Source organism: Nocardia otitidiscaviarum NBRC 14405 (genome assembly GCF_000308635.1).
Taxonomy (GTDB): Bacteria; Actinomycetota; Actinomycetes; order Mycobacteriales; family Mycobacteriaceae; genus Nocardia; species Nocardia otitidiscaviarum.
In genome coordinates this window covers 68831-90050 of record NZ_BAGD01000065.1, presented here as the reverse complement: position 1 = coordinate 90050, position 21220 = coordinate 68831, and the positions used below count along the sequence as shown (strand labels likewise).

Sequence of the window (21220 nt, the reverse complement as noted above, 5' to 3'; positions counted from 1 at the left end):
CCCCCGCCACGTCGGCTCGCAGTGCGCCCGACCGAAGTTGTTCGGCGGCAAGGCGAAACGCGCCCGATACGATCACGCCGAGGGGTTCGGTCTGCCGGATCGGCACGCCGGTGGCGCGGGCGTCGAGTTCGGTGATGCGGGGCAGCAGCGGCTCCAGGCCGTCGGCGACGGCGTCGAGCAGGTCCGGGGTGATGGCTCCGGACGCGTTGTCCGCCACCGTGAGTGCGCGGTCGATACGCTCCGGGGCGGTGGCGACGGCCCGGGCCACCGGGGCTCCGGTGGCCGGATCCTCCAGTGCCAGACCGAGATCCACGCTCGGCGTGCCCCACTCGCCGTCGATCAGATCGAGGGTCTCGGGCAGCGCCGCGCTCATCGCGCCGCCTCCGGAGCGGTGGTGAACAGCTCATTGGCCTCGGCGTCGGTGACGATGCGCGCCACCTCGAGCATGCCCCGCTCGGCCGGGAACGTCATGACCAGCCCCATGGCGAGATCGCGCAGCGCGCGCCCGGCCGGACCGCCCATGGACGCCGCCGAGGTGCCGCCCGCCTTGAGCGCTCCGAGGGCCACTTGGAAGCAGGCTTCGGTGACCGCGCCCTTGCCGAGCCGCCACTGGGTGAACACCTCCGACTTCGGTGTGATCGGCGGCTCCGCGGTCTCGATGCTCAGCTGATAGCGCAGCCACAGGTAGGCGGTGCGCAACTGGCGGGTCATCTCGCCGATCAGCACCTGGTGCACGGGTGAGGAGGCGATGGGCTCCCCGGTGTCGGCGAAGGTCTTGCGCGTGGTCGCGGTCAGGGTCTCGTCGTAGGCGCGTTGCGCGCAGCCGGTGTACACCGCCGCGATGGCGAGTTGATTGCCGACGAAACTGCCTCTGCTCATGGTGAGCATCTTGGTGAACGCGCCCGGAACCGCAAGGGCCTCATCCTCGGGAATGAACACCTCGTCGAGCCGGATGCCATTGTTGGCGGTGGCCCGCATACCGAGTCCGTCCCAGGGGGCGCGCACGCTCACCCCGGGTGCGTCGCGCGGTACGAAGAAGGTCGCCAACCCCTCGGCGGTCTCGTAGCCCTCCAGCTTGGCCGAGGTCAGGTAGTAGTCGGCCACCCCGGTCGCGCAGCCGAAGGACTTCTCGCCCTGGAGAATCCAACCGCCCTCCACCTTGCGCGCGGTGGTGGCGATGGTGATGTTGGCCTTGGCCGTCTTCACCGACTCGGAGGCGAAGTTGGCCAGCCACACGCCGTCGGCCATGCGGGTCAGCACCTTCTCGGCGAAGGCGCGGACCACCGGGATCTCCTCGGCGGCGAAGAGTCCGGCGTCGATCGCCTCCAGGGGCAGCAGCCCGCGCGAGGCGCTGGTGTTGTGGAAGAAGTACGCCAGCGCCGTGGACGGGCAGGCCGTGCCCATGGCGAAGGTGGCGGCGGCCAGATCGCGCAGGGTGCCGCCGAGGCCGCCGAACTTCTCCGGCACCACCAGGCCGAGCAGTCCGGCATCGCGCAGCAGTTCGATATGCGAGGCCGGGAAGGTGGCGGTGCGATCGGCCTCCTCGGCGGCGGCCCGCAGGGCGGGCAGCACGGCGTCGACGCGTTCGGCGCGCTGCCGTTCCGCATCGGTCATATCTTCGACGAGCCGTTGGCCGGTCGGTCGTTCGGCGGTCATCGGGCAATCCCCTCGTGGTAGGTGCGGTCGTGGTAGATCAGCGGGGGTGCGGGCCGGGGCCGGGCCGCGTCCTGGACCAGGCCGAGGACGATGGTGTGGTCCCCGGCCGGATGGCAGGCGGCGACCGCGCAGTCGAGCCAGGCCACCGCGTCGGTGAGGATCGCCGCTCCGCTGGGCGCGGTATCCCAGTCGCCGAGTGCGAAGCGGGCGGCGGGATCACCGCTCGCGGTGGCGAAGCGCCGCCCGATCTCCTCGTGATCGTGGCCGAGCACATTGATCGCGAACACCCCGCTGCGGCGGATGAGTCGGCAGGTGGTGCTGGCCGTGGTCAGACTGATGGAGACCAGTGGCGGATCCAGGGCCACACTGGTGAAGGAACTGGCCGTCATGCCGTGCCGCCCGCCGTCGTCGCGGATGGTCGTCACCACGACGACGCCGGTGGCCCACTGTGCCAGTACCGCACGGAGATTCGTCGAACTCACAGGGTTTCCGTTTCGGTAGTGGAAACGTTGTTACGCACAAGGTAACGCTGTGAATCGGTGCGGTGCAAGCGGTGCGGCGAAAATGTCCAGGACTCGCGGGATTCGGCGGGGCGTTTCCCAATGGGAAATGGTGTGCCCTAAGCTGTAGGCGTGTCGGACACCGAGGCCGAGAATCAAAGTCGTTCCATTGCCGCCGTCGAGCGCGCCATGGATGTATTGCTACTGTTCGGCCGAACCGGACGACCCGATCTGGGGGTCACCGAGATCGCCAACGAACTGGGGCTGACCAAGGCGGCGGTGCATCGCATCCTGACGGCGCTGCGCAATCGCGAACTGATCACCCTGGAGCCCACCACCCGCCGTTACGCGCTCGGTCACGCCGCCATCGCACTGGGGCGCGCCTATCTCGCGCGCACCGACCTGCGGGTCATGGCGGCACCGGAACTGCGTCGCCTGGCCTCGCAGACCGGGGAGACCGCCACCCTGTCCATTCGGCGCGGTGACACCCGCATGTACGTGGATCAGGTGGTGCCGGATCAGGAACTGCGGATGGAGGTCGCCCTCGGTGTGCCGTATCCGCTGCACGCGGGCAGCTCCTCCAAGGCCATCCTGGCCTTCCTGCGCGGGGAGGAGATCGACGAGTACCTGGACCGCCACGAATTGACCCCTTTCACCGACGCCACCATCACCACCCCGCGCAAGCTGCGCACCGAATTGGCCGAGGTGCGCAAGCGTGGATACGCGATCTCGTTGGGGGAGCGGCAGATCGGCGCGGCCTCGGTCGCGGCCCCGGTGCTCGACCACGACGGCGGCGTGGTGGCCGCGATCAGTGTGTGCGGGCCGCTGTCGCGCTTCGAGCCGCGGCTGAAGGAATATGTGCCGATGTTGCAGAAGGCGGCGGGCGCGGTGTCGGCGCAACTGGGCTACGCGGGCTGACGAGGTACTCGGGGTGAGGGTATTCGGGACGACCGCGCCGCCTCACAGATCCGCGCCGGGCTTGAGCACGCCCAGCGCGGCCGCCGCGAGCACGCTGCCCCAGATCGCCCACACATAGGGCAGGCAGCCGTCCACGCTGCGTCGCAGCGTGCGCTCCACCGGCTCGCTGGAGCCCGAGGACATCAGGGTCGCGAAGGCGGGGCCGAAGGGGCGCAACGTCATTCGGATGCCCAGTCCCGCCGCGATGGCGAGTCCGTAGAGCAGGATCTTGCCGCCCAGCCAGCGCGGATCGGTGGTGACGCCGAACGGCTCGGCGGCCACCAGCGCGTAGCCGCCCGACGTCAGCGCCCCTGCGATGACCGCGACCCTGATGGCCAGATCGGCGCGATAGATGCCTGCGATGCGTCCGTGCGTGCGATGCGCGATGACGGCCAATGTCAACCACACCGCGGCGAACAGCCAGACCGCCACGACGAACCACCAGGGGAAGAAATCGATTCCGAACAGCGACGCCCCGTGCGGTTCGAGGGCCATCAGGGTGACGCCGCTGGGCAGGAACAGCACCAGGCAGATCTTCGGCCCCAGATCGAGTCCGCTCATGATCGCCAGTGCGGAGGACCGGGCGGCCGGGGTGAGCCGCGGATCGATCACGAAGCGGCTGGAGTAGTACACGCCCAGATCGCCGCCCAGCCAGAACACGAACAGCACCAGGTGCAGCAGGATCCACCAGCCGTTCGGATGCGCTCCCATACGTTGCCTCTGTTCTCTTGTGCGAAACACAGTTTCGTTCTTGGATACCGCCGATAGTGTCACATCGAAACGGTGTTTCCACAAACAAAGCGTTGTGCCACCGTACGGTGTGAATCGATTGTGCATCGATTGGGGCGTATGCTGGTGGTATGGCTGCCTCCATCGCATTGTTCACCCGCGACCTGCGCATGCGTGACAATCCGGCGCTCACCGCCGCCCATCGCGAGGGGACGGAGGTGGTACCCCTCTTCGTCGTCGACGAGGCCATCCTGTCGAGAACGGGCGCGCCCAACCGGCTGCGATTCCTGCGGGCCGCGCTCACCGAACTGGATACCGAACTGCGGTCCCGGGGCGGTCGGCTGATCGTGCGGCACGGTCGCGTGGTCGACGAGGTCGAACGGGTGGCGGCCGAGGTCGGCGCGCGCACCGTGCATATCGCCGAGGATGTGAGTCGCTACAGCCGCGACCGCGAGAATGCCCTGTGGGAGCGGCTCTCGGCCGGTGGCCGCCGGTTGCGCACGCACGCGGCGTCGATCACCGCAGTGGATCCCGCCGAGGTGAAACCCGATACCGGTCGCGGCCACTACGCGGTGTTCACGCCCTACTTCCGCCGCTGGTTGGAAACGCCCATGCGGGCACCGCTGCCCGCCCCCGACGCGTTGGCCGTGCCCGATATCGCCAGCGACCCGATACCCGATCCGGCCGACCTGTGTGACCAGCCGGGTTCGCCGGAACTGCGGGTGGGCGGTGAGATCACCGGCCGTGAGCTGCTGGCGCACTGGTTGTCCGGACCGGTCGAGCGGTACGCGGACAGCAAGGATCTGCTGGCCGCCGAGGGCACCTCGGGTCTGTCGCCCTATCTGCACTTCGGCTGCCTCTCGGCGGCGGAGGTGGTGTACCGCACCGATGCCTCGACCCCGGGCGGCCACGCCTTCGTGCGGCAGGTGGCCTGGCGGGACTTCCATCACCAGGTGCTGGCCGACCGGACCGAGGTCGCGCACGCGGACTACCGGTCCGAGAGCCGGACCTGGCTCGACGACCGCACGGGCCTCGAGGCGTGGCGGGCCGGCCGCACCGGCTACCCGGTCGTGGACGCGGCCATGCGCCAGTTGCTCGCCCAGGGGTGGATGCCGGGGCGCGCCCGCCTGATCGTGGCCAGCTTCCTGAGCAAGACGCTGCGCGTGGACTGGCGGGAGGGCGCCGCGCACTTCGAGCGCTGGCTGGTCGACGCCGACCTCGCCAACAACCGGCTGAACTGGCAGTGGGCCGCCGGAACCGGCACCGACACCCGGTCCAGCCGGGTGCTCAACCCGCTGTTGCAGTCCGAGCGCTACGACCCCGACGGCGACTACGTGCGCCGCTGGCTGCCCGAGCTCGCGGACTTGCCGGGCGGCGAGGTGCACCGGCCGTGGCGCGCCGGTGTGCCCGCATCGGTGTATCCGGCCCCCATCGTCGAATTCCGCGGCATGTGAGCGACTCTCGTCCGCCGTCCGCCGACCGACTGCCAACCGACCGGCGTCGGTCGGGCTGGCTGGTCTCGGTCGAATGCATCGACCGTTCCGCCATCAGCAGCCCCGGCTGCACCACCGCGTCGACGGTGCGGTCCGCCGCCGGATCGTCGGTGGCCGTCACCTCGGCGGCCTCCATACTCCGGCGATTCGGCGGGAACCGGCGGCGCGCAGTTCGGCCACCACCTGATCCTGCGGCGGCCGGCACGCGAGGCGTTGCAGCGTCGCGCTGTCGTAGGCGCGGGCGACCAAGGCTGGTCTCGGTCGACCGGCCGGTCTCAGTCGACAGGCTGGTCTCGGTTGGCGGGGCGGCTGCCCGGATCGATCCCGGCCGCCGCCGCGCAGTACCTCCATACGCGTTCCTGGTCGCCCGGTAGTTCCCGGGTGCGGCGCAGGTAGTGCGTGGGCCGCGAGCGCCGGTCGTGCCAGAACAGGCCGGACGGCACATCGGCGGTCGCCAGCCATACGGCGGTGTCGGCGCCCTCCGCGGCGGTGCGCAGCAGTGGGCGCAGTGCGCGGCGGAAGCCGGGCAGGGCGGCGGTGATGCCCGGGGTGTCCACCCAGCCCGGATGCATGGCATGCACCGAGATGCCCTGCGCGGCATAGCGTTCGGCGAGGATCGGAGTCAGTGCGACCTGTACTCGCTTGCTGCGCGCGTACGCCGCCGCGCCCCGGTAGCGGCCGGTGCGGTACTCGATATCCACCACCGGCAGCGGCTGCGTGTACATCCCGCCCGAGGACATGAGGATCACCCGGGCCGAGTCCGACCGGGCGAGAGCGGGGGCGAGCAGTTCGGTCATCAGCAGCGGGCCGAGCACGTGGGTCGCCAGGGACGGTTCGTGGCCATCGGGGCTCTCGGTCCGGCTCGACGGCAGTACCCCCGCATTGTGCACGACGATATCGAGGGGTTCCGCGGCGGCGGCGCGGGCCTCGGCGTAGGCGCGCACCCGCAGCAGATTCGACACGTCGCACTCGTCGACGCGCGGCGCGCTGCCGGGAACCGTGGCCGCGATCGCGGCGGCCGCCCGGCGGCCGCGCTCGACATCGCGCACCAGCAGCGTCACCCGTGCCCCGAGCCGGGCCAGACCGGTGGCGGTGGCCTGGCCGATTCCGGAGTTCGCGCCGGTGACCAGTGCGGTCCTGCCGCGTAACGCGTCCGCCGGGATCGGCTGCCACGACCGGCGCCGCAGCCGCAGCCCGAGGCGGGTGTAGCCGAGTACGACGGTGCGGTCGAGTAGGTCGTCGAGCCGATCGGCGGGCCGTGCGGGCATAGCGGGGGCGCCTTCCTGCTGGCGATGCGATTTCCAATGATGCATCGTTTTTGCATCGTTTCTACGATACGCTGTCGACACCAGCACGTCGACCGAGTCCAGCGACTCGTGCGAAGGAGTGGAGAACGATGAAGGAACATCGACAGCACCGGAGGATGTCGGCGGTACTCGCCACCGCGGCGGCGGCCCTCGCCGCGGGGGCGCTGCTGCCGGCGACCGCGTCCGCGGCGCCCGTGACCCCGGTGCCCCGGCTCGACGTCGAGCGGTACCTGGGTACGTGGCAGCAGCTGGCCGCCATTCCGCAGCCGTTCAACCTCGCCTGCGCCCGCGACACCCGCGCCGACTACAGCCTGATGCCGGACGGCGACATCACCGTCCGCAACCGCTGCACCACCTGGTTCGGCACCACCGACGAGATCGTCGGCAGGGCTCGGGTGAACGACCCGGTGACCAATGCGCAACTGGGCGTCACCTTCTGGAACCAGCCCGACCCGCCCACCAACTACGTGGTGACGGCGATCGATCCGGACTACTCCTGGGCACTGGTCGTGAACCCGGAGCGCACCTCCGGATTCGTGCTCTCGCGCACCCCGGCGCGCAGTGCGGACGAGTGGGCGGCCATCCGGGCCGCCATCGACGCTGCGGGCCTGAACACCTGCCTGTTCCTGACCTCGCCCACCACCGGCGGCGACGAGCGGATCGTGCCGCTGTGCGAGCGTTGACCGGAGCCAACCGCCGGGTGGCGGTGATCGGCAGCGGCGTCTCGGGCCTGACCGCCGCCTGGGTGCTGGCCCGCGATGCCGATGTGGTGCTGTACGAGGCCGACGGCCGGTTGGGCGGGCACGCCCACACACACCGGGTGGCGGCCCGCCGCGACGGTTCGGGTGACACCCTCGGGGTCGACTCCGGCTTCCTGGTGCACAACGACCGCACCTATCCGACACTGCTGCGGCTGTTCGGCGAATTGGGAGTTCGCACACAGGAATCCGATATGTCGATGTCGGTGCGCTGCGACGGTTGCGGCCTCGAGTACGCGGGCGCGAAGGGGCCGCGCGGACTGTTCCCGGAACCGGGCACCCTGCGGCGCGGCCGGTACCTGGCCATGCTCGGTGAGATCCTGCGTTTCCACCGGCTCGCCCGCGACGAACTCGCCGCCCACGGTGGCGACGAGGAGCGCACGCTCGGGGAATTCCTCGCGGCGGGCCGGTTCTCGCCGTACTTCACCTCCCATTTCATGGTGCCGCTGGTGGCCGCGGTGTGGTCGTGTCCGCCGCAGCGGGCGCTGGAGTATCCGGCGCGCTATCTGCTGACCTTCCTCGACCATCACGGCATGCTCACCGTGTTCGGGTCGCCGACCTGGCGCACCGTCACCGGCGGATCGGCCACCTATGTGCGGGCCGTCGCCGCGCGGATGCACGCGGTGCGGTCCGCGACGCCGGTGCGCGCCGTGCACCGGGGCGCGCGGACGGTCGCGGTGCGCGACGACGCCGACCGGGTGGACTTCTTCGACGCCGCCGTCATCGCCACCCACCCCGATCAGGCGCTGCGGCTGCTGGAATCCCCGACGACGGCCGAGGCCGAAATCCTGGGGGCACTGCCGTATTCGGTGAACCACACCATCCTGCACACCGACGAATCGGTGCTGCCGCGCCGCTCCGGCGCGCGGGCCTCCTGGAACTACCGGCTGCCGGATTGCGCCGCCGCCCCCGACCGCGTTCTGGTCAGCTACGACGTCTCCCGATTGCAGCGGCTGACCGAATCCGCCGACCGGCGCTTTCTGGTCACCCTCGGTGACGGCGATCGGGTCGCACCGGAGACCGTGCTCGCCACCATGACCTACGAACATCCGCAGTACACGCCGAAATCCATGGCCGCGCGCCACCGCCTGCGCGAGATCGGCGATCACACGGTCGCTTTCGCGGGCGCTTACCACGGGTGGGGCTTCCACGAGGACGGCGCGCTGTCGGGACTGCGCGCCGCCGAACGGATCGGCGGCCGGTGGCCGCGGCACCCTTCCGCGGTGGTGGTGGCCGCCGGGGAGCCGTCGTGACCGCGCCCCGGCTGGTGCGGACCGTCATCCGGCACACTCGCACCGAGCCGGTCCGGCACCGGTTCACCTACCGCAGCTACAGCTGGCTGGTCGATCTGGACGAACCGCCGCGGCTGCCGTGGTATCTGCGGCCGTTCGCGCGCCTCGACGACGGACGCGACGTGCGGGCCGTGGTGGAACGCTGCCTGGCCGACAACGGGATCGACGCGGACGGCGGACACGTCCTCATGCTCACGAACGCCCGCGTGCTCGGCTACGTGTTCAATCCGCTGACCGTCTACTGGTGCCACGACCACGCCGGAGCGGTGCGCGCGGTGGTCGCCGAGGTACACAACACCTACGGCGGCGTGCACCGCTACGTGGTGGAACCCGATGCGCGCACGGAATCGACCGTGGCGAAGCGGTTCCACGTCTCGCCGTTCAATCCGGTGGCCGGACGCTACCGGCTGCGCGCCCCGGTGCCGACCGACCGGCTGCGCCTGGCGATCGTGCTGGACCGACCGGACGGGCGAACCTTCTTCGCCGCCAGCATGTCCGGGCGCGTGCTGCCCGCGGACCCGCACACCCTGCTGCGCGTACTGCTCACCCACCCGCTGGAGACCTGGCGGGTGACGGCGCGCATCCGCTGGCAGGGGCTGCGGCTGTGGGCGCGCGGCCTGCCGGTACTGCCGCGACCACAACACATCTCGTAGGAGGCTGTCGTGACCACATCCCACTGCCCCCGGGCGACCGCTCCGATCGAGCCGCACGCCGCGGATGCGCACGCGCCCGACGCGAGCGACATTGATGCGCACGCTCTCGACGTGAGCGACACTGATGCGCACGCCTTCGACGTGAGCGACGCTGACGCGCACGCCTTCGACGTACGCGATGCCGACATGCACGCTCTCGACGTGAGCGACGCTGACGCGCACGCCTTCGACGTACGCGATGCCGACACGCACGCTCTCGATGCGAGCGACGCTGACGCGCAGGCGCTCGACGCACACGCCGCCGACACGCACGACGCTGATGCGCACGATGTCGATGTGCGCCACGTCGATGCGCGCGACAGCGTGCCGCACGACGCCGAATCCCGGGACGACCGCTGGGCCGAACTGCACCGGGTGCCGCGCGGCTGGCGCGCCGCCCTGGGGCGGCCGGTGGCGGCCGCACTGTTCCGCAATGCCGTGCGCGGGCTGCCGCTGCGGGTCGAATTCCCCGACGGCCGTGTCCTGGGCAGCGCCGACGATCCGACCGCACCCCGCATGCTGATCCACGACCCCGGCGGTTTCGCGGGTCGGATCGCGGACAGCGGACTCATCGGCTTCGGGGAGTCGTACATGGCCGGGGAGTGGTCCGCACCCGATCTGCCCGGCGTGCTCACCGTCCTGGCCGCGCATATCGACCGACTGGTCCCGCAGTCGCTGCAAACCCTGCGGACGCTGTGCCTGCCGCGGCTGCCGCGCGGGATGCGTGCCACCGAATCGGGCGCGGCCCGCAACGCGGCACACCACTACGACCTGTCCAACGACTTCTTCGCGCTGTGGTTGGACGAGACCATGACCTATTCGGCGGCGGACTTCGACCGGTTGGACCCACCACCGGTGTGGGGCGACCTCGCCGCCGCCCAGCGCCGCAAGATCGACCGGCTGCTCGACGCCGCCGGTGTCGGCCCGGGTTCCTCGGTACTCGAAATCGGCACCGGCTGGGGTGAATTGGCCATCCGGGCGGCGGCGCGCGGGGCCACGGTGCGTTCCGTCACGCTCTCCCGGGAACAGCGCCGACTGGCCCGGGAGCGGGTCACCGCGGCCGGGCTGGCGGACCGGATGACCATCGACCTGCTCGACTACCGTGCCGTGGACGGCCGGTACGACGCCGTGGTCTCGGTGGAGATGATCGAGGCGGTCGGCTACGACTACCTGCCCGACTACCTGACCACCCTGGAACGGGTGCTGGCCCCCGGCGGCCGGATCGCCCTCCAGGCCATCACCATGCCGCACGACCGGATGCTGGCCAGCCGACGCACCTACACCTGGGTGCACAAGTACATCTTCCCCGGCGGCTTCCTGCCCTCGGAAATGTTGCTGTCCCAGCGGCTTTCGGAGCACACCGGACTGCGGGTGGTGCAGCGGCAGGAGATCGGCCCGCACTACGCGCACACCCTGCGGCTGTGGCGGGAGCGCTTCACCGCCGAGACCGAGCGGGTGGCCGCACAGGGTTTCGACCGCATCTTCCGCCGGATGTGGCGGCTCTACCTGGCCTACTCGGAGGCGGGCTTCCGATCCGGCTACCTGAATGTGGTGCAACTCGTCCTCGGACACCCGGAGGTGACCCGATGAACCCCGCTACCCCGACCCGACTGCTGGGCCTCGCGACGGCGGGCTACGGTCTCGCGGTGGCCGTCCGGCCCGAGATCATGCTGCACCCGGCCGGATTGGGCACCGACGAGGAGCCGGAACTGCGCCCGCTGGCTCGCCTGATCGGGTTGCGAGATCTGGCCTCCGGACTGGTCATGGCGGGTGCGGCCGATCCGCGCGCTCGGCGAGCCGCCACCCTGATGCGGGTGGCGTCCGATACCGCCGACACCGTGGTGCTCGCCCGAGCGCTACGCGGCCGTCCCGAGCGGCCGAAAACCCTGATGGTGACCTCCGGCTGGGGCCTGCTGTGCGCCCTCAGCGCCGGATACGAGCGGTGGGGTGCGGGTCGGCGCGCGTCGGTCGGGAACGACGCGGTGCGCTGATGCGCCCCGATCCGGCGCGGACCGAGCCCACCGGGCCAACCGAGCCCAGCGAGGCGACCGAGGTTCCCGTTGCGACCGAGCCGACGGAGGTGCCCGTCGTGACCGAGTACACGGTCGGCTCGGTAGCGAAGCTGCTCGGCCTGCCCGTCGCGACGCTGCGCAGTTGGAATCAGCGCTACGGGCTCGGTCCGCAGCGGCACCGGCCCGGCCGGCACCGCCACTACACCACCGAGGACCTCGCCGTGGTGACCCGCATGGTGGAACTGGTGCGTGCCGGGGCGAGTCCGGTCAGTGCGGCGCGGGCGGCGAAAACCGTGCTGGGACCCGCGCCCCCGCTCGGCGACGTCGAACCGGTGGTGGCCGCCGCCGAACGCATGGATGTCTCCGCGCTGCTCTCCCTGGTCACCGCTCATCTGGCGCACCACGGGGTGGTGGAGACGTGGAATCGGTTGTGCCGCCCCGCCTTCGGCGCGATCGTGGAGCGGCAGCGCCGCGGCGACGGCTATATCGATGTGGAGCACGTGTTGTCGTGGGCGTTGACCACCGGCCTGCATCACACCGTGCCCGCCCTGACCGGCACCGAGCAGAAACGACCGATCGTGCTCGCCTGCGCGGCCGGTGAGCAGCACGTGCTGCCACTCGAGGTATTGCGCGCCGCACTGGCCGAACGGGGGCGACCGACCCTGATGCTCGGGGCGGCCGTCCCCGCCGATGCCCTGCTCGACGCGCTCGCCCGCCGGGCCGGTCCGGCCGTCGTGGTGCTGTGGTCGCAGACCTCGGAGACGGCTCGCCCGGAATCGATGCCGAACGCCGACAACCCGGCGGTCGATCTGGTGCTTGCCGGACCGGGCTGGGCGGGAAAGGAATTCGCGCACGGTGTCCGCCATGTCGACTCGCTCGAGGCGGCATTGGCCGTGCTGGACGAACTCAGCCCAGCCGATCGACCGCGGCGCTGAGGCTGTCCAGCCGGATGGCGGACTCGGGCAGGATGAGCGTGTCCCATCCGGGGCCGCCGAGGTAGACGGTCGCATCGGCGTCCGCGCATACGCGGATGGCCGAGGTGAGGGCCGTGGACTCCTGCTGTGACCACAGCAGCACGGTGGTCGGGGACGGCAGCCGCGCCAGGGTGTCGGCCAGGGCGGCGGTCGGCACGTCCGGGCCGAGCATATGCGCGCCCGTGCCGCGTTCGGCCAGGGCGGCGCGTAGCACTTCCAGTGGCAGCGAATGGGTTTCGCCGCTGGTGCAGGCCAGCACCACCGGTCCGGGCGGTGTGTCGGGCGGCGGCGCGGCGCGGTGCAGGGTGGCGATGATGCACCAGGACAACAGATGTTCCACGTCGACGCAGCCCTCCCCGTCGAGCTGGCGCGCCACGATATCGGCGAAGGCGGGGCGACACAGCCGATCCCAGGTGTCGATGACCCCGTAATCGCGCAGGTGGGTGTCCAGCAGCGCGCACACCGCCCGGCTCTCCAACGCGAAGGCGGCGGTGAGCAGCGCGGCCTTGTCGCCGAGCGACAGGGCGGGACCGCGGGCGGTGGCGGCCGCTCCGGCCGGGGTCGCCCCGGCCCGGATGAGATCCACCATCCGGGTGAGCACCGCGATATCGGCCTCGGTGTACAGGCGGTGCCGACCCGGCCGGTCCTGCTGCGGTCCGATGCCGTAGCGCCGGTTCCAACTGCGCAGGGTGGCGGTGGGGACCCCGATCCGCTCGGCCACCGTGCGCACGGAGTATCCGACGTGCTCGGAGGTGGGCTTGGGACCGTCTGGCATGTCCTGATTGTGCCTGCCGCGTCCGACCGATCCGATCACACCCGGCGCGAGTGTCCGCACCGCGTGCCCGGCCCGCACCCGGAGGTCCCGGGTGCGGGCCAGGTCAGGGCAGCAGGCGCAGCGCCGCGTCCAGGCTCAGGACATCGGCGTACTTCGCGTCCAGATCGTAGAGATTGGCATCGTGCAGACGCGGGTCGCGGTCGCCGCAGGCATCGGCGACGACCATGGGCCGGAAGCCGTGTTGCAGCGCGTCGGTGGCGGTGGCGCGCACACAGCCGCTGGTGGTGAGACCGGTGACGAGCAGGGTGTCGATACCGGCCGCCGTCAGGTTGGCGGCCAGCGCGGTGCCGTGAAAGGCGCTGGGATACTGCTTGACCACTACGCATTCCCCGGGCAGCGGAGCGGGGTCGTCGAGAAAATCGGCGAGCGGGTTGCCCTCCTCGAAGACCGCCAGGGTGGGCACCTTGCGCCGGAACAGTCCGCCCTCCGCGGTGCCGGGCCGATAGCTGACCCGGGTGAACAGCACCGGATGGCCGCCCGCGCGGGCCCGGTGCACCACGGCGGCGGCGGCTGTCACCGCGTCTTCCACCGGCGCGCGCAGTGGCGAACCGTCGGTCAGATAGGCGGCGCAGATATCGACCACCAGCACGGCGGGCCGCTGTCCGGGCCCCAGGCGTTGCCCGTAGCCGGCGCTGCGCGCGTCCTCGGCGAGATCCTTCATGGGCGTTCCCTCAGATGACGCCGCTGTCGGCGAGTGCGGCGATGCGGTCGGCGGACAGTTCGAGCACGCCGCCGTACACGTCGGCGTTGTGCTCGCCGAGCTCCGGACCGCAGTGGCGGATGGTGCCGGGGGTGGCGCTGAGTTTGGGCACCACATTGTGCATGGGCAGTTCGCCGAATTCCGGATGCGCGATCCGCACGATGGCCTCGCGCGCCGCGAAGTGCGGATCGGCGAACATATCCCGGGCGGTGTAGATCCGGCCCGCCGGAACGCCCGCGCCGTGCAGTCGCTCCAGCAGTTCGTCGGCGGTGGCGGTGACGGTCCACGCGGCGATGACATCGTCGAGTTCGGCCATCCGCGCGCCCCGGCCGGTGTGGGTGGAATACCGCTCGTCGGTTGCCAATTCGGGACGGCCCATGAGTTCGGCCAGTCGCGCGAACACCGTGTCCTGGTTGGCCGCGATGAGGATCATCTCGCCCGCCGCGGTCGGATACACGTTGCTGGGAGCGACATTCGGCAGCACCGATCCGGTGCGTTCGCGCTGATAGCCGGTGACCGCGTATTCGGGCAGCAGGGATTCCATCATGGCCAGCACCGCCTCGTAGATGGCGGAGTCCACCAGCTGTCCCTGTCCGGTGCGTTCCCGGTGGTGCAGCGCGGTCAGGGTGCCGATGGTCGCGAAGACGGCGGCCAGCGAATCGCCGAGGGAGATACCGGTGCGCGCGGGCGGATGGTCGGGATCGCCGGTGGTGTAGCGGATGCCGCCCATGGCCTCGCCGATGGAGCCGTATCCGGCGCGCGGTGCGTACGGCCCGGTCTGGCCGTATCCGGTGACCCGCACCATGATCAGGCCGGGATTGTCGGCACGCAGGCGGTCGTAGTCGAGTCCCCAGCGCTCCATGGTGCCGGGGCGGAAGTTCTCGATGACGATATCGGCGCGCGCGATGAGTTCGCGTGCCAGCCGCTGGCCCTCCTCCTGGCGCAGATCGCAGGTGACCGACTTCTTGTTACGCGCCACCACCGGCCACCACAGCGATTTGCCCTGGGACTGTTCCCGGCCCCACTGGCGCATGGGATCACCACCGCCGGGCGCTTCCAGTTTGATCACCTCGGCTCCGAAGTCGCCGAGCAACTGCCCGCAGAACGGCCCGGCCAACAGCTGGCCCATCTCGATCACGCGCAGATCGGCCAGCGGCCCGGGGATCGGGTGCGGTGCGGCGGCCATGCGTCGCCTCCATTTCGGTAAAGTGTGGGAAAGTGGTAACACTGTATCCCTGGGAGAAACAGGGCGGCAAGACGAGTGAATGGTGGAGGTTGGGCGTGGAAGTCACCGTGCTGGAGGTCGCCCCGCGCGACGGATTGCAGAACGAGCGCGCGATTGTCGCGACCGCCGACAAGATCCGCCTGATCGAACGATCGGTCGAGGCCGGGCTGCGCCGCATCGAAGCCGTGAGTTTCGTGAATCCGCAACGGGTTCCGCAAATGGCGGACGCGGAGGCGGTGATGGCGGGCGTCCCTCGGGTGCCCGGTGTCTCGTACGCGGGGCTGGTGTTCAACGACCGGGGTCTGGACCGCGCCCTGGCGACCGATGTCGACGAGATCAATGTGGTTGTGGTGGCGACGGATACGTTCAGTCGGCGCAATCAGAACTGCACCACCGCCGAGGGGGTGCAACGCTGGTCGGCGCTGGCCCGGCGCGCCGCGGCATCCGGCGTCCGGCGCACCGTCACCATCGCCGCCGCTTTCGGCTGCCCCTTCGAGGGGGAGGTGTCCGCCGCCGCCGTGCTGGATCTGGTGCGCCGGGTCGCCGCCGCCGAACCCGACGAGATCGCCCTGGCCGACACCATCGGCGTCGGCACCCCCGATCGGGTTCGCACACTGGTGGCGGGCACCGCCGCGCTGGTTCCGGGCGTTCCCGTCCGCTGCCACTTCCACAACACCCGGAACACCGGCTACGCCAATGCCGTTGCCGCACTGGAGGCGGGTGCGGGCATCCTGGATGCCAGCACCGGCGGGGTCGGCGGCTGCCCGTTCGCACCCGCCGCCACCGGCAATATCGCCACCGAGGATCTGCTGTATCTGCTGCACCGCATGGATATCGGCACCGGGGTGCGCGCGGAGGCGGTGAGCGCGACCGGTACCTGGCTGGGGGAGGTACTGGGCAGCCCCGTCCCCGCGCTGCTCGGCCGCGCCGGAGGTTTCCCTCCGGCGCGGCCGGGATCGCAGTGATGCCGATTCAGGACAGGGGCTCGAGGATTCCGGCGGTCACCAGGCTCTGGAAGTACACACCGCCGGGGTAGTAGTCGGCCGTGGTCGAGCCGCTCACGAAATCACCGGCCCATGCCACCGAAAGCCGTTGCAGCGCATCCACGTTCTTGCTCTGGGGAGTGCCGCAGGCGAACTTGTCCGGCCCGGGTGCGCTGGACGCCTCCACGTCGATGTGGGAGGCGGTGGTGACCAGGACGCCCAGGAACGGCCGGGGTAACTGTTCGAGCATCTCCGCGGTGCCCGAGCCGTTCCGGTTGCAGCTGTACGGTGGCGCGGAGATCGCGAGGACGGGCAGGGTGCTGTTGCTCAGATGGTTGAGCGAACTGCTCAGGTTGTTGCCGATGATGCTCTTGACCGGATCGAAGAGAATGACACCGCGCAGATTGGCGAAGGCGGACGGGTAATCGGCGCGCAGTTCCTGCGCCACGAACGGCACCGCCTCGCCGCCCGCCGAATGTCCGGCGAAGACCCAGGAGGTCGGCAGGGCGAGTTCCGGCCGTCCCGCCTTGGCCTTGGCGTCGGCGAAGCTGCGGCCGAGCTTGTCCGAGGGGTCGGCGGACTTGCCGAACAGATCGGCCACATTGTGCAGGAAGTCGGTGTTGTTGCCGAGGTTGGCGATGGTGCAGCCGAGTAGGCTGGAGGTCGGCAGGGTGGGCGCGAACACCAGGAAGCCCTGGGCGGCGAACTTGCGGGCGGTGTCGTCCATGGCGTCGTTGGCGGCGGAGAAGCCGTGTTGCAGCCACAGCAGGCCCTTGGGGTTTCCGGCCGGGAAGTACCAGTCGCTGCTCTGCTTCAGAATGCGGAAGGCACAGCGGATTTCGACCTTGTTCTCGACCTTGGTCACCGTGGTGTCGGCGGTGGCGACGGGGGCGAGGGTGGTGGCGAGTGCGGCCACGGCGATCCAGACGGAGGACAGCGCGGCCGACAGGGTTCTGATTCTCAAGGTGACTCCTTTGTCTCTCAGAGAGAAACAGTGTTTCTTCGAGTAGCGTCAATTAATGGTCTGAAACACTTGTGAGTCAATACCTCGAGCCGACAATTTCACCGCTGTGACCAGCAGTTTTCCTGAGCGCCCGGCGTGTTGCGGACGTGCGAAAGCAGCCCGGCGGCCGAGGGGCCGGGCTGCTTTCGCACGCGTAGGTGCGGGCTAGGTAGGGGAGTGCAGCAGGGTTGTCAGCTTTCCTGGATCGTCGAGATCGGCCAGACCGTAGACGATCTCGGTGATGTCGTCGGCGCGGGCGGGGGAGAGTGCCCCGGTGGTGTTGAGGCGGAATTTGGTGGCCAGCTCGTCGGGGGACAGCGGGTCGCCCGGACCGCCGCGATTGACCGCCACATGTTCGGTGAGGGTGCGGCCGTCGCGGAGTTCTGCGGTCAGGGTGGCCGGGAACTGGTGGGGGAAGATCTCGTCGCAGCGGGGGTCGGGGACGCAGACCACCTTGGCGGCGAGGGCGAGGCGGGCCGGGTCCCGGGCGGCGACGTCGGTGAAGTCCTCGTGGAAGACGCCGAGTCCGCCGCCGCCGAGCAGGGCCGCGGCCACCGTGTAGGGGCCGGAGAAGGCCGCGTGGTAGCCGGATTCGGGTCGCTGTTTGGCGGTGCGGGGTTCGCCGATGGTGCGCAGCACCGGGGTGGGCGCGCCCAGGGTGAGGCACACGATCTCGGCGGCGGTGACACCGCGATCGCGCAGGCGGCGGGCGGCGTCGATACCGGCGTGGGTGAAGTGATTGCACGGATACGGCTTGAAGAACACCCTGGGCAGTTCCCAGTGCTCGCCGAGCCCGTCGAGCAGTTGGTCCGGATGCGCCCGATCGCCGCAGAAGGCGTGCAGCAGACCGAATCTGCCCTCGAGCACGGTCGGCGGGCCGGTGAGGCCGTGTCGAGCCAGACCGGCGGCGGTGACCGCGGCGTGCGCGGCCCAGCCGCAGTGCACCCGCTTGACGGTGCCGCCGGTGCGATTGGCCTCGAGCAGGCCCGAACCCATGCTGGCGGCAATGCCGAGCGCGTGCGCGATCCCGGCGGCGTCCAGGCCGTACAGCATGGCCGCGGCCGCCGCGCCACCCAGCGCGCCACAGATGGCGGTGGCATGCAGTCCGCGTTCGAAGAACACCGAATTACCCAGCGCGGCATCATATCCGGCCATGCCGGTGCGTACCGTGAGTTCGATGCCGACGGCGATGGCGTCCAGCAGTGCGGCCCCGGTGGCTCCGGTGGCCTCGGCGACGGCCAGGGCGGTGGGCACCACCGTGGCCGACGGATGCAGCACCGACGGCAGATGGGTGTCGTCGAAGTCCAGAGCGTGTGCCAGGGTGCCGCCGAGCAGCGCCGCCGCGGCCTCCGGATACCGGCCCGGCAGCCCCAGCGCGGTCGCCCGCGCGGCCCCGCCCCACTCGGTCACCAACGCGCGCACCGTAGCCGCAGCCGGAACCCGCTGCGCAGCAATGCTGTTGCCGAGCACATCGAGCACACGCCGCGCGGCGTCGGCACGCAACTCCGCACCAACCCCCTGCTCCCGCGCCGCCGCCGCGAATTCCGCCAGCCGATAAGCCACCGGAGGGTCGGTCGTCGCGGTCGCCTTGGCGGGGGCGGCCGACTCGGCGGGTGCCGTCGGCTTCGTCGTGCCCGTCGGCTCGGTCGGCTCGGTGGACGCGGTCGATCCGGTCGGCCCAGCGGTCCCTGTCGGCCATGCGGTCCCTGTGGTCCTTGTGGTCCCTGTGGGCTCTCTCGGCTCCGTGCCCTCGGTAGGTGCGGTCGGCCCGCTCGCTCCTGAGCGCCCGATAGGTTCGGTCGGTCCCGTCGATTCGCTCGGCTCGGTCGCATCGGTCGTGCTGGCTGGCTCGGTCATCGGCTCACCGCCGCGAGTGGGCGTACCGGGGAGCCGGTGCCGCCGACGATACGCAGGGGAGCGAGCATGAAGACGAATTCGGTCAGTTCGGCTGCCGCGAGTTCCTCGAGTGCGAGGTGTTCGAGGATGTAGATTCCGGAGTCGACCAGCAGGATTCGGTGTACGGGCAGGACGCTGTGTCCCGCGCGGGGGGCGATGCGCTCGTAGGCGGTGGTGTCGGCGCCGGTGGCGGCTACGCCGTGCGCGGCGAGCCAGCGTGCGGCGGGCACGCCCACGCCCGGAACCCCGGTCGTGCCACCGAGATACGTGGGCGGGTCGTCGAAGTGCCGCGCCCAGCCGGTGCGGATGAGCGCCACGTCACCGGGTTCCGGCGCGAACCCGGCGTCGCGCGCCGCGCCCTCGAGGTCGGCCACGGTCACCTCGTATCCGCCCGGCAGGGTGTCGGTATCGTGCCGGCGCGCGATGTCGAACAGCAGGCCGCGCCGCAGGAACCCGGGCAACAGTTCCGCGCCGTGGGCGCTGAACGCGCCGCCCCGCTGAGCGGCCGCGGCGTCGATGCCACCGTGCAGCCGTCCGTCGTGGCTGACGTGACTGAGCGCGTCGATGTGGGTGCCGACGTGCCCGCCGGTCACGATGACCTCATTGGCGGCGGACCCGCCGTCGGGCCGCACCATATCGCCGTGGCGTCGGGACAGGGTCATGCGGAAGCCGGGATGGTTGGGGGAGCACGGCATGCCGGTGAAGAAGGGCTGACCGAGTTCGATCAGCCGGATGCCGCCGCGCACCGCCTCCAGCAGGGGATCGCGCGTGGTGACGGGTCGGGCCGGGCGGTCCGGGGAATGCGCCGGGTACGTCATGCGACCACCCCCGCGTCCCGCAGCGCCGCCAGTCCCGCGGCGTCGACGCCGTACTCGCCCAGCACCTCCGCGGTGTGCGCGCCCAGCGGTGGTCCCGCCCAGCGGATTCGGCCGGGTGTCTCGGAGAGTCGGAACAGCACGTTCTGCATGCGCAGTGTCCCCAGTTCGGCATCGGGCACCTCGGCGATGGTGCCCAGCGCCCGGTATTGCGGATCGGTGAGCACATCGGCGGCGGTGTAGACCGGCGCGATGGCGGCTTCGGCCTTCTCGAAAGCGCGTACCACCTCGTCGGTGGGGCGGTCGGCGATCCACGCCCCGACCGCGGCGTCCAGTTCGTCGGCGTGCCGGGCGCGTTCGGCACCGGAGGCGAACCAGGGTTCGTCGATGAACTCCGGCCGCCCGACCAGTCGCATCACCCGCTCGGCCACCGATTGCGCGCTGGTGGACACCGCCACCCATCCGCCGTCGGCGGTCCGATACACATTGCGCGGCGCGTTGTTCGAGGATCGATTGCCCATCCGCGGCTGGAGTTCGCCCAGTTGGTCGTAGGCGATGAGCTGTGGACCGAGCAGGGTGAGAATCGGTTCGATGATGGCGAGGTCGATCTGCTGGCCGTGTCCGTCGCGATCGCGGGCGCGCAGCGCGGTCAGGACGGCGAAAGCGGTCGCCTGCGCCGCGATCCCGTCGGCCAGGCCGAAGGGTGGCAGCGTGGGCGGGCCGTCCGGTTCTCCGGTGACGGCGGCGAACCCGCTCATCGCCTCGGCCAGCGTGCCGAAACCGGGACGGCGGGCGTAGGGCCCCACCTGCCCGAATCCGGTCACCCGGGCCAGCACCAGTCCCGGATTGATTTCGCGCAGTTCGGGATAGCCCAGTCCCCAGCGCTCCAGGGTGCCGGGGCGGAAGTTCTCGATCACCACGTCGGCGTCGGCCACCATCCGGCGGAAGATCTCCTGCCCTTCCGGTGCGCCCAGATACAGCGTCACCGATTTCTTGTTGCGACCCAGCATCTTCCACCAGAGGCCGACCCCGTCGCGCTGTGCGCCGTGTCCGCGCACGGGGTCGCCGCCGGGATGCTCGAGCTTCACCACCTCGGCCCCGAAATCCGCCAGCAGCGTCGCCGCCAGCGGTCCGGCGAACAGCGTCGCCACCTCCAGCACCCGGATTCCCGACAGCGGTCCATCCATCACCCGACTCCTCACCCGCCACCGTGCGTTTCCCAGTACGAAACAGTTCCGGACGTTGTGGCGTTGACTGTCAGCGCATCCTACTGCGATGATCGCCGAGTTGGAAAAGATGTTTCGCACAGAGAAACTGGAGCAGTCGTGGCGACCGACCTGTTGATCCGGAACGCCCGCGTGGTGCGACCGGGTGATCCGACCACCGACCATCC

General features: G+C 70.5%; 20 protein-coding genes and 1 pseudogene. 9 read left to right on the top strand and 12 right to left on the bottom strand.

From position 1 onward, the window contains the following. From ON31_RS12745 to ON31_RS12735, 3 genes and pseudogenes are all read right to left on the bottom strand, one after another. A pseudogene (locus tag ON31_RS12745) lies at window positions 1–373 on the bottom strand (aldehyde dehydrogenase family protein); the annotation flags it as partial. Next, window positions 370–1656 carry an acyl-CoA dehydrogenase family protein gene (locus ON31_RS12740; protein ID WP_039813174.1) on the bottom strand — a complete coding sequence of 429 codons (1287 nt, stop codon included), beginning with the start codon at window positions 1654–1656 and terminating at the stop codon, window positions 370–372. The gene ON31_RS12740 and the pseudogene ON31_RS12745, both read right to left, overlap by 4 nt. Beyond that, window positions 1653–2138 (bottom strand): flavin reductase family protein, encoded by a 486-nt coding sequence (locus ON31_RS12735; protein ID WP_029924817.1) that lies wholly within the window; start codon window positions 2136–2138, stop codon window positions 1653–1655. Before ON31_RS12735 ends, ON31_RS12740 begins: the two co-directional genes overlap by 4 nt. Before the next feature lie 150 nt (window positions 2139–2288). Here ON31_RS12735 and ON31_RS12730 point away from each other — a divergent pair, with 150 nt between their 5' ends. Continuing rightward, entirely contained in the window at window positions 2289–3074 is a 786-nt protein-coding gene (locus ON31_RS12730) for an IclR family transcriptional regulator (RefSeq protein WP_029924819.1), read from the top strand. 42 nt (window positions 3075–3116) lie between these two features. Here the strand turns inward: ON31_RS12730 and ON31_RS12725 are convergent, their stop codons facing one another. Further along, window positions 3117–3824, bottom strand: a complete 708-nt coding sequence (locus ON31_RS12725) for a hypothetical protein (RefSeq protein ID WP_039813170.1) — start codon at window positions 3822–3824, stop codon at window positions 3117–3119. 149 nt (window positions 3825–3973) lie between these two features. Here ON31_RS12725 and ON31_RS12720 point away from each other — a divergent pair, with 149 nt between their 5' ends. After that, on the top strand, window positions 3974–5296 hold the full coding sequence (locus ON31_RS12720) for a cryptochrome/photolyase family protein (RefSeq protein WP_039813167.1): 1323 nt from the start codon (window positions 3974–3976) through the stop codon (window positions 5294–5296). Between the two features lie 314 nt (window positions 5297–5610). Here the strand turns inward: ON31_RS12720 and ON31_RS12715 are convergent, their stop codons facing one another. After that, the gene (locus ON31_RS12715) at window positions 5611–6603 is read right to left on the bottom strand and encodes an SDR family NAD(P)-dependent oxidoreductase (protein WP_039813164.1); all 993 of its coding nucleotides are present in this window, start codon (window positions 6601–6603) and stop codon (window positions 5611–5613) included. A gap of 128 nt (window positions 6604–6731) precedes the next feature. Between ON31_RS12715 and ON31_RS12710 the strand changes: the two genes are divergently transcribed. The 6 genes from ON31_RS12710 to ON31_RS12685 all read left to right on the top strand — a co-directional run bounded on the left by ON31_RS12710 (window position 6732) and on the right by ON31_RS12685 (window position 12331). Continuing rightward, window positions 6732–7325, top strand: coding sequence for a lipocalin family protein (locus ON31_RS12710; protein ID WP_051037155.1), 594 nt, complete (start codon window positions 6732–6734; stop codon window positions 7323–7325). Then, window positions 7322–8653: an NAD(P)/FAD-dependent oxidoreductase gene (locus ON31_RS12705; protein ID WP_039813159.1), complete on the top strand. Its 1332-nt coding sequence runs from the start codon at window positions 7322–7324 to the stop codon at window positions 8651–8653. Before ON31_RS12710 ends, ON31_RS12705 begins: the two co-directional genes overlap by 4 nt. Next, window positions 8650–9345, top strand: coding sequence for a DUF1365 domain-containing protein (locus ON31_RS12700; RefSeq protein WP_039813253.1), 696 nt, complete (start codon window positions 8650–8652; stop codon window positions 9343–9345). Before ON31_RS12705 ends, ON31_RS12700 begins: the two co-directional genes overlap by 4 nt. A 111-nt stretch (window positions 9346–9456) precedes the next feature. Beyond that, window positions 9457–10974 (top strand): SAM-dependent methyltransferase, encoded by a 1518-nt coding sequence (locus ON31_RS12695; RefSeq protein WP_255222076.1) that lies wholly within the window; start codon window positions 9457–9459, stop codon window positions 10972–10974. Beyond that, window positions 10971–11375, top strand: coding sequence for a hypothetical protein (locus ON31_RS12690; RefSeq protein ID WP_051037154.1), 405 nt, complete (start codon window positions 10971–10973; stop codon window positions 11373–11375). Before ON31_RS12695 ends, ON31_RS12690 begins: the two co-directional genes overlap by 4 nt. A 98-nt stretch (window positions 11376–11473) precedes the next feature. Further along, entirely contained in the window at window positions 11474–12331 is an 858-nt protein-coding gene (locus ON31_RS12685; RefSeq protein ID WP_255222075.1) for a MerR family transcriptional regulator, read from the top strand. Here the strand turns inward: ON31_RS12685 and ON31_RS12680 are convergent. The 3 genes from ON31_RS12680 to ON31_RS12670 all read right to left on the bottom strand — a co-directional run bounded on the left by ON31_RS12680 (window position 12303) and on the right by ON31_RS12670 (window position 15091). Then, entirely contained in the window at window positions 12303–13145 is an 843-nt protein-coding gene (locus ON31_RS12680) for a MerR family transcriptional regulator (protein ID WP_039813244.1), read from the bottom strand. The genes ON31_RS12685 and ON31_RS12680 overlap by 29 nt on opposite strands. Before the next feature lie 103 nt (window positions 13146–13248). Continuing rightward, window positions 13249–13866 (bottom strand): isochorismatase family protein, encoded by a 618-nt coding sequence (locus ON31_RS12675; protein WP_039813156.1) that lies wholly within the window; start codon window positions 13864–13866, stop codon window positions 13249–13251. 10 nt (window positions 13867–13876) lie between these two features. After that, complete coding sequence (locus tag ON31_RS12670; protein ID WP_039813154.1) at window positions 13877–15091, bottom strand: CaiB/BaiF CoA transferase family protein; 1215 nt, start codon at window positions 15089–15091, stop codon at window positions 13877–13879. A 41-nt stretch (window positions 15092–15132) separates the two neighbouring features. Here ON31_RS12670 and ON31_RS12665 point away from each other — a divergent pair, with 41 nt between their 5' ends. Beyond that, complete coding sequence (locus ON31_RS12665; RefSeq protein WP_255222078.1) at window positions 15133–16095, top strand: hydroxymethylglutaryl-CoA lyase; 963 nt, start codon at window positions 15133–15135, stop codon at window positions 16093–16095. A gap of 7 nt (window positions 16096–16102) precedes the next feature. Here the strand turns inward: ON31_RS12665 and ON31_RS12660 are convergent, their stop codons facing one another. From ON31_RS12660 to ON31_RS12645, 4 genes are all read right to left on the bottom strand, one after another. After that, entirely contained in the window at window positions 16103–17077 is a 975-nt protein-coding gene (locus tag ON31_RS12660; protein WP_157533659.1) for an alpha/beta hydrolase, read from the bottom strand. A gap of 204 nt (window positions 17078–17281) precedes the next feature. Then, window positions 17282–18679, bottom strand: a complete 1398-nt coding sequence (locus tag ON31_RS12655; RefSeq protein ID WP_039813150.1) for an MmgE/PrpD family protein — start codon at window positions 18677–18679, stop codon at window positions 17282–17284. Between the two features lie 290 nt (window positions 18680–18969). Then, the gene (locus tag ON31_RS12650; protein ID WP_051037153.1) at window positions 18970–19830 is read right to left on the bottom strand and encodes a cyclase family protein; all 861 of its coding nucleotides are present in this window, start codon (window positions 19828–19830) and stop codon (window positions 18970–18972) included. Continuing rightward, window positions 19827–21014 carry a CaiB/BaiF CoA transferase family protein gene (locus tag ON31_RS12645; protein WP_039813236.1) on the bottom strand — a complete coding sequence of 396 codons (1188 nt, stop codon included), beginning with the start codon at window positions 21012–21014 and terminating at the stop codon, window positions 19827–19829. The genes ON31_RS12650 and ON31_RS12645 overlap by 4 nt, the downstream gene beginning before the upstream one ends. Window positions 21015–21220: the final 206 nt, after the last annotated feature.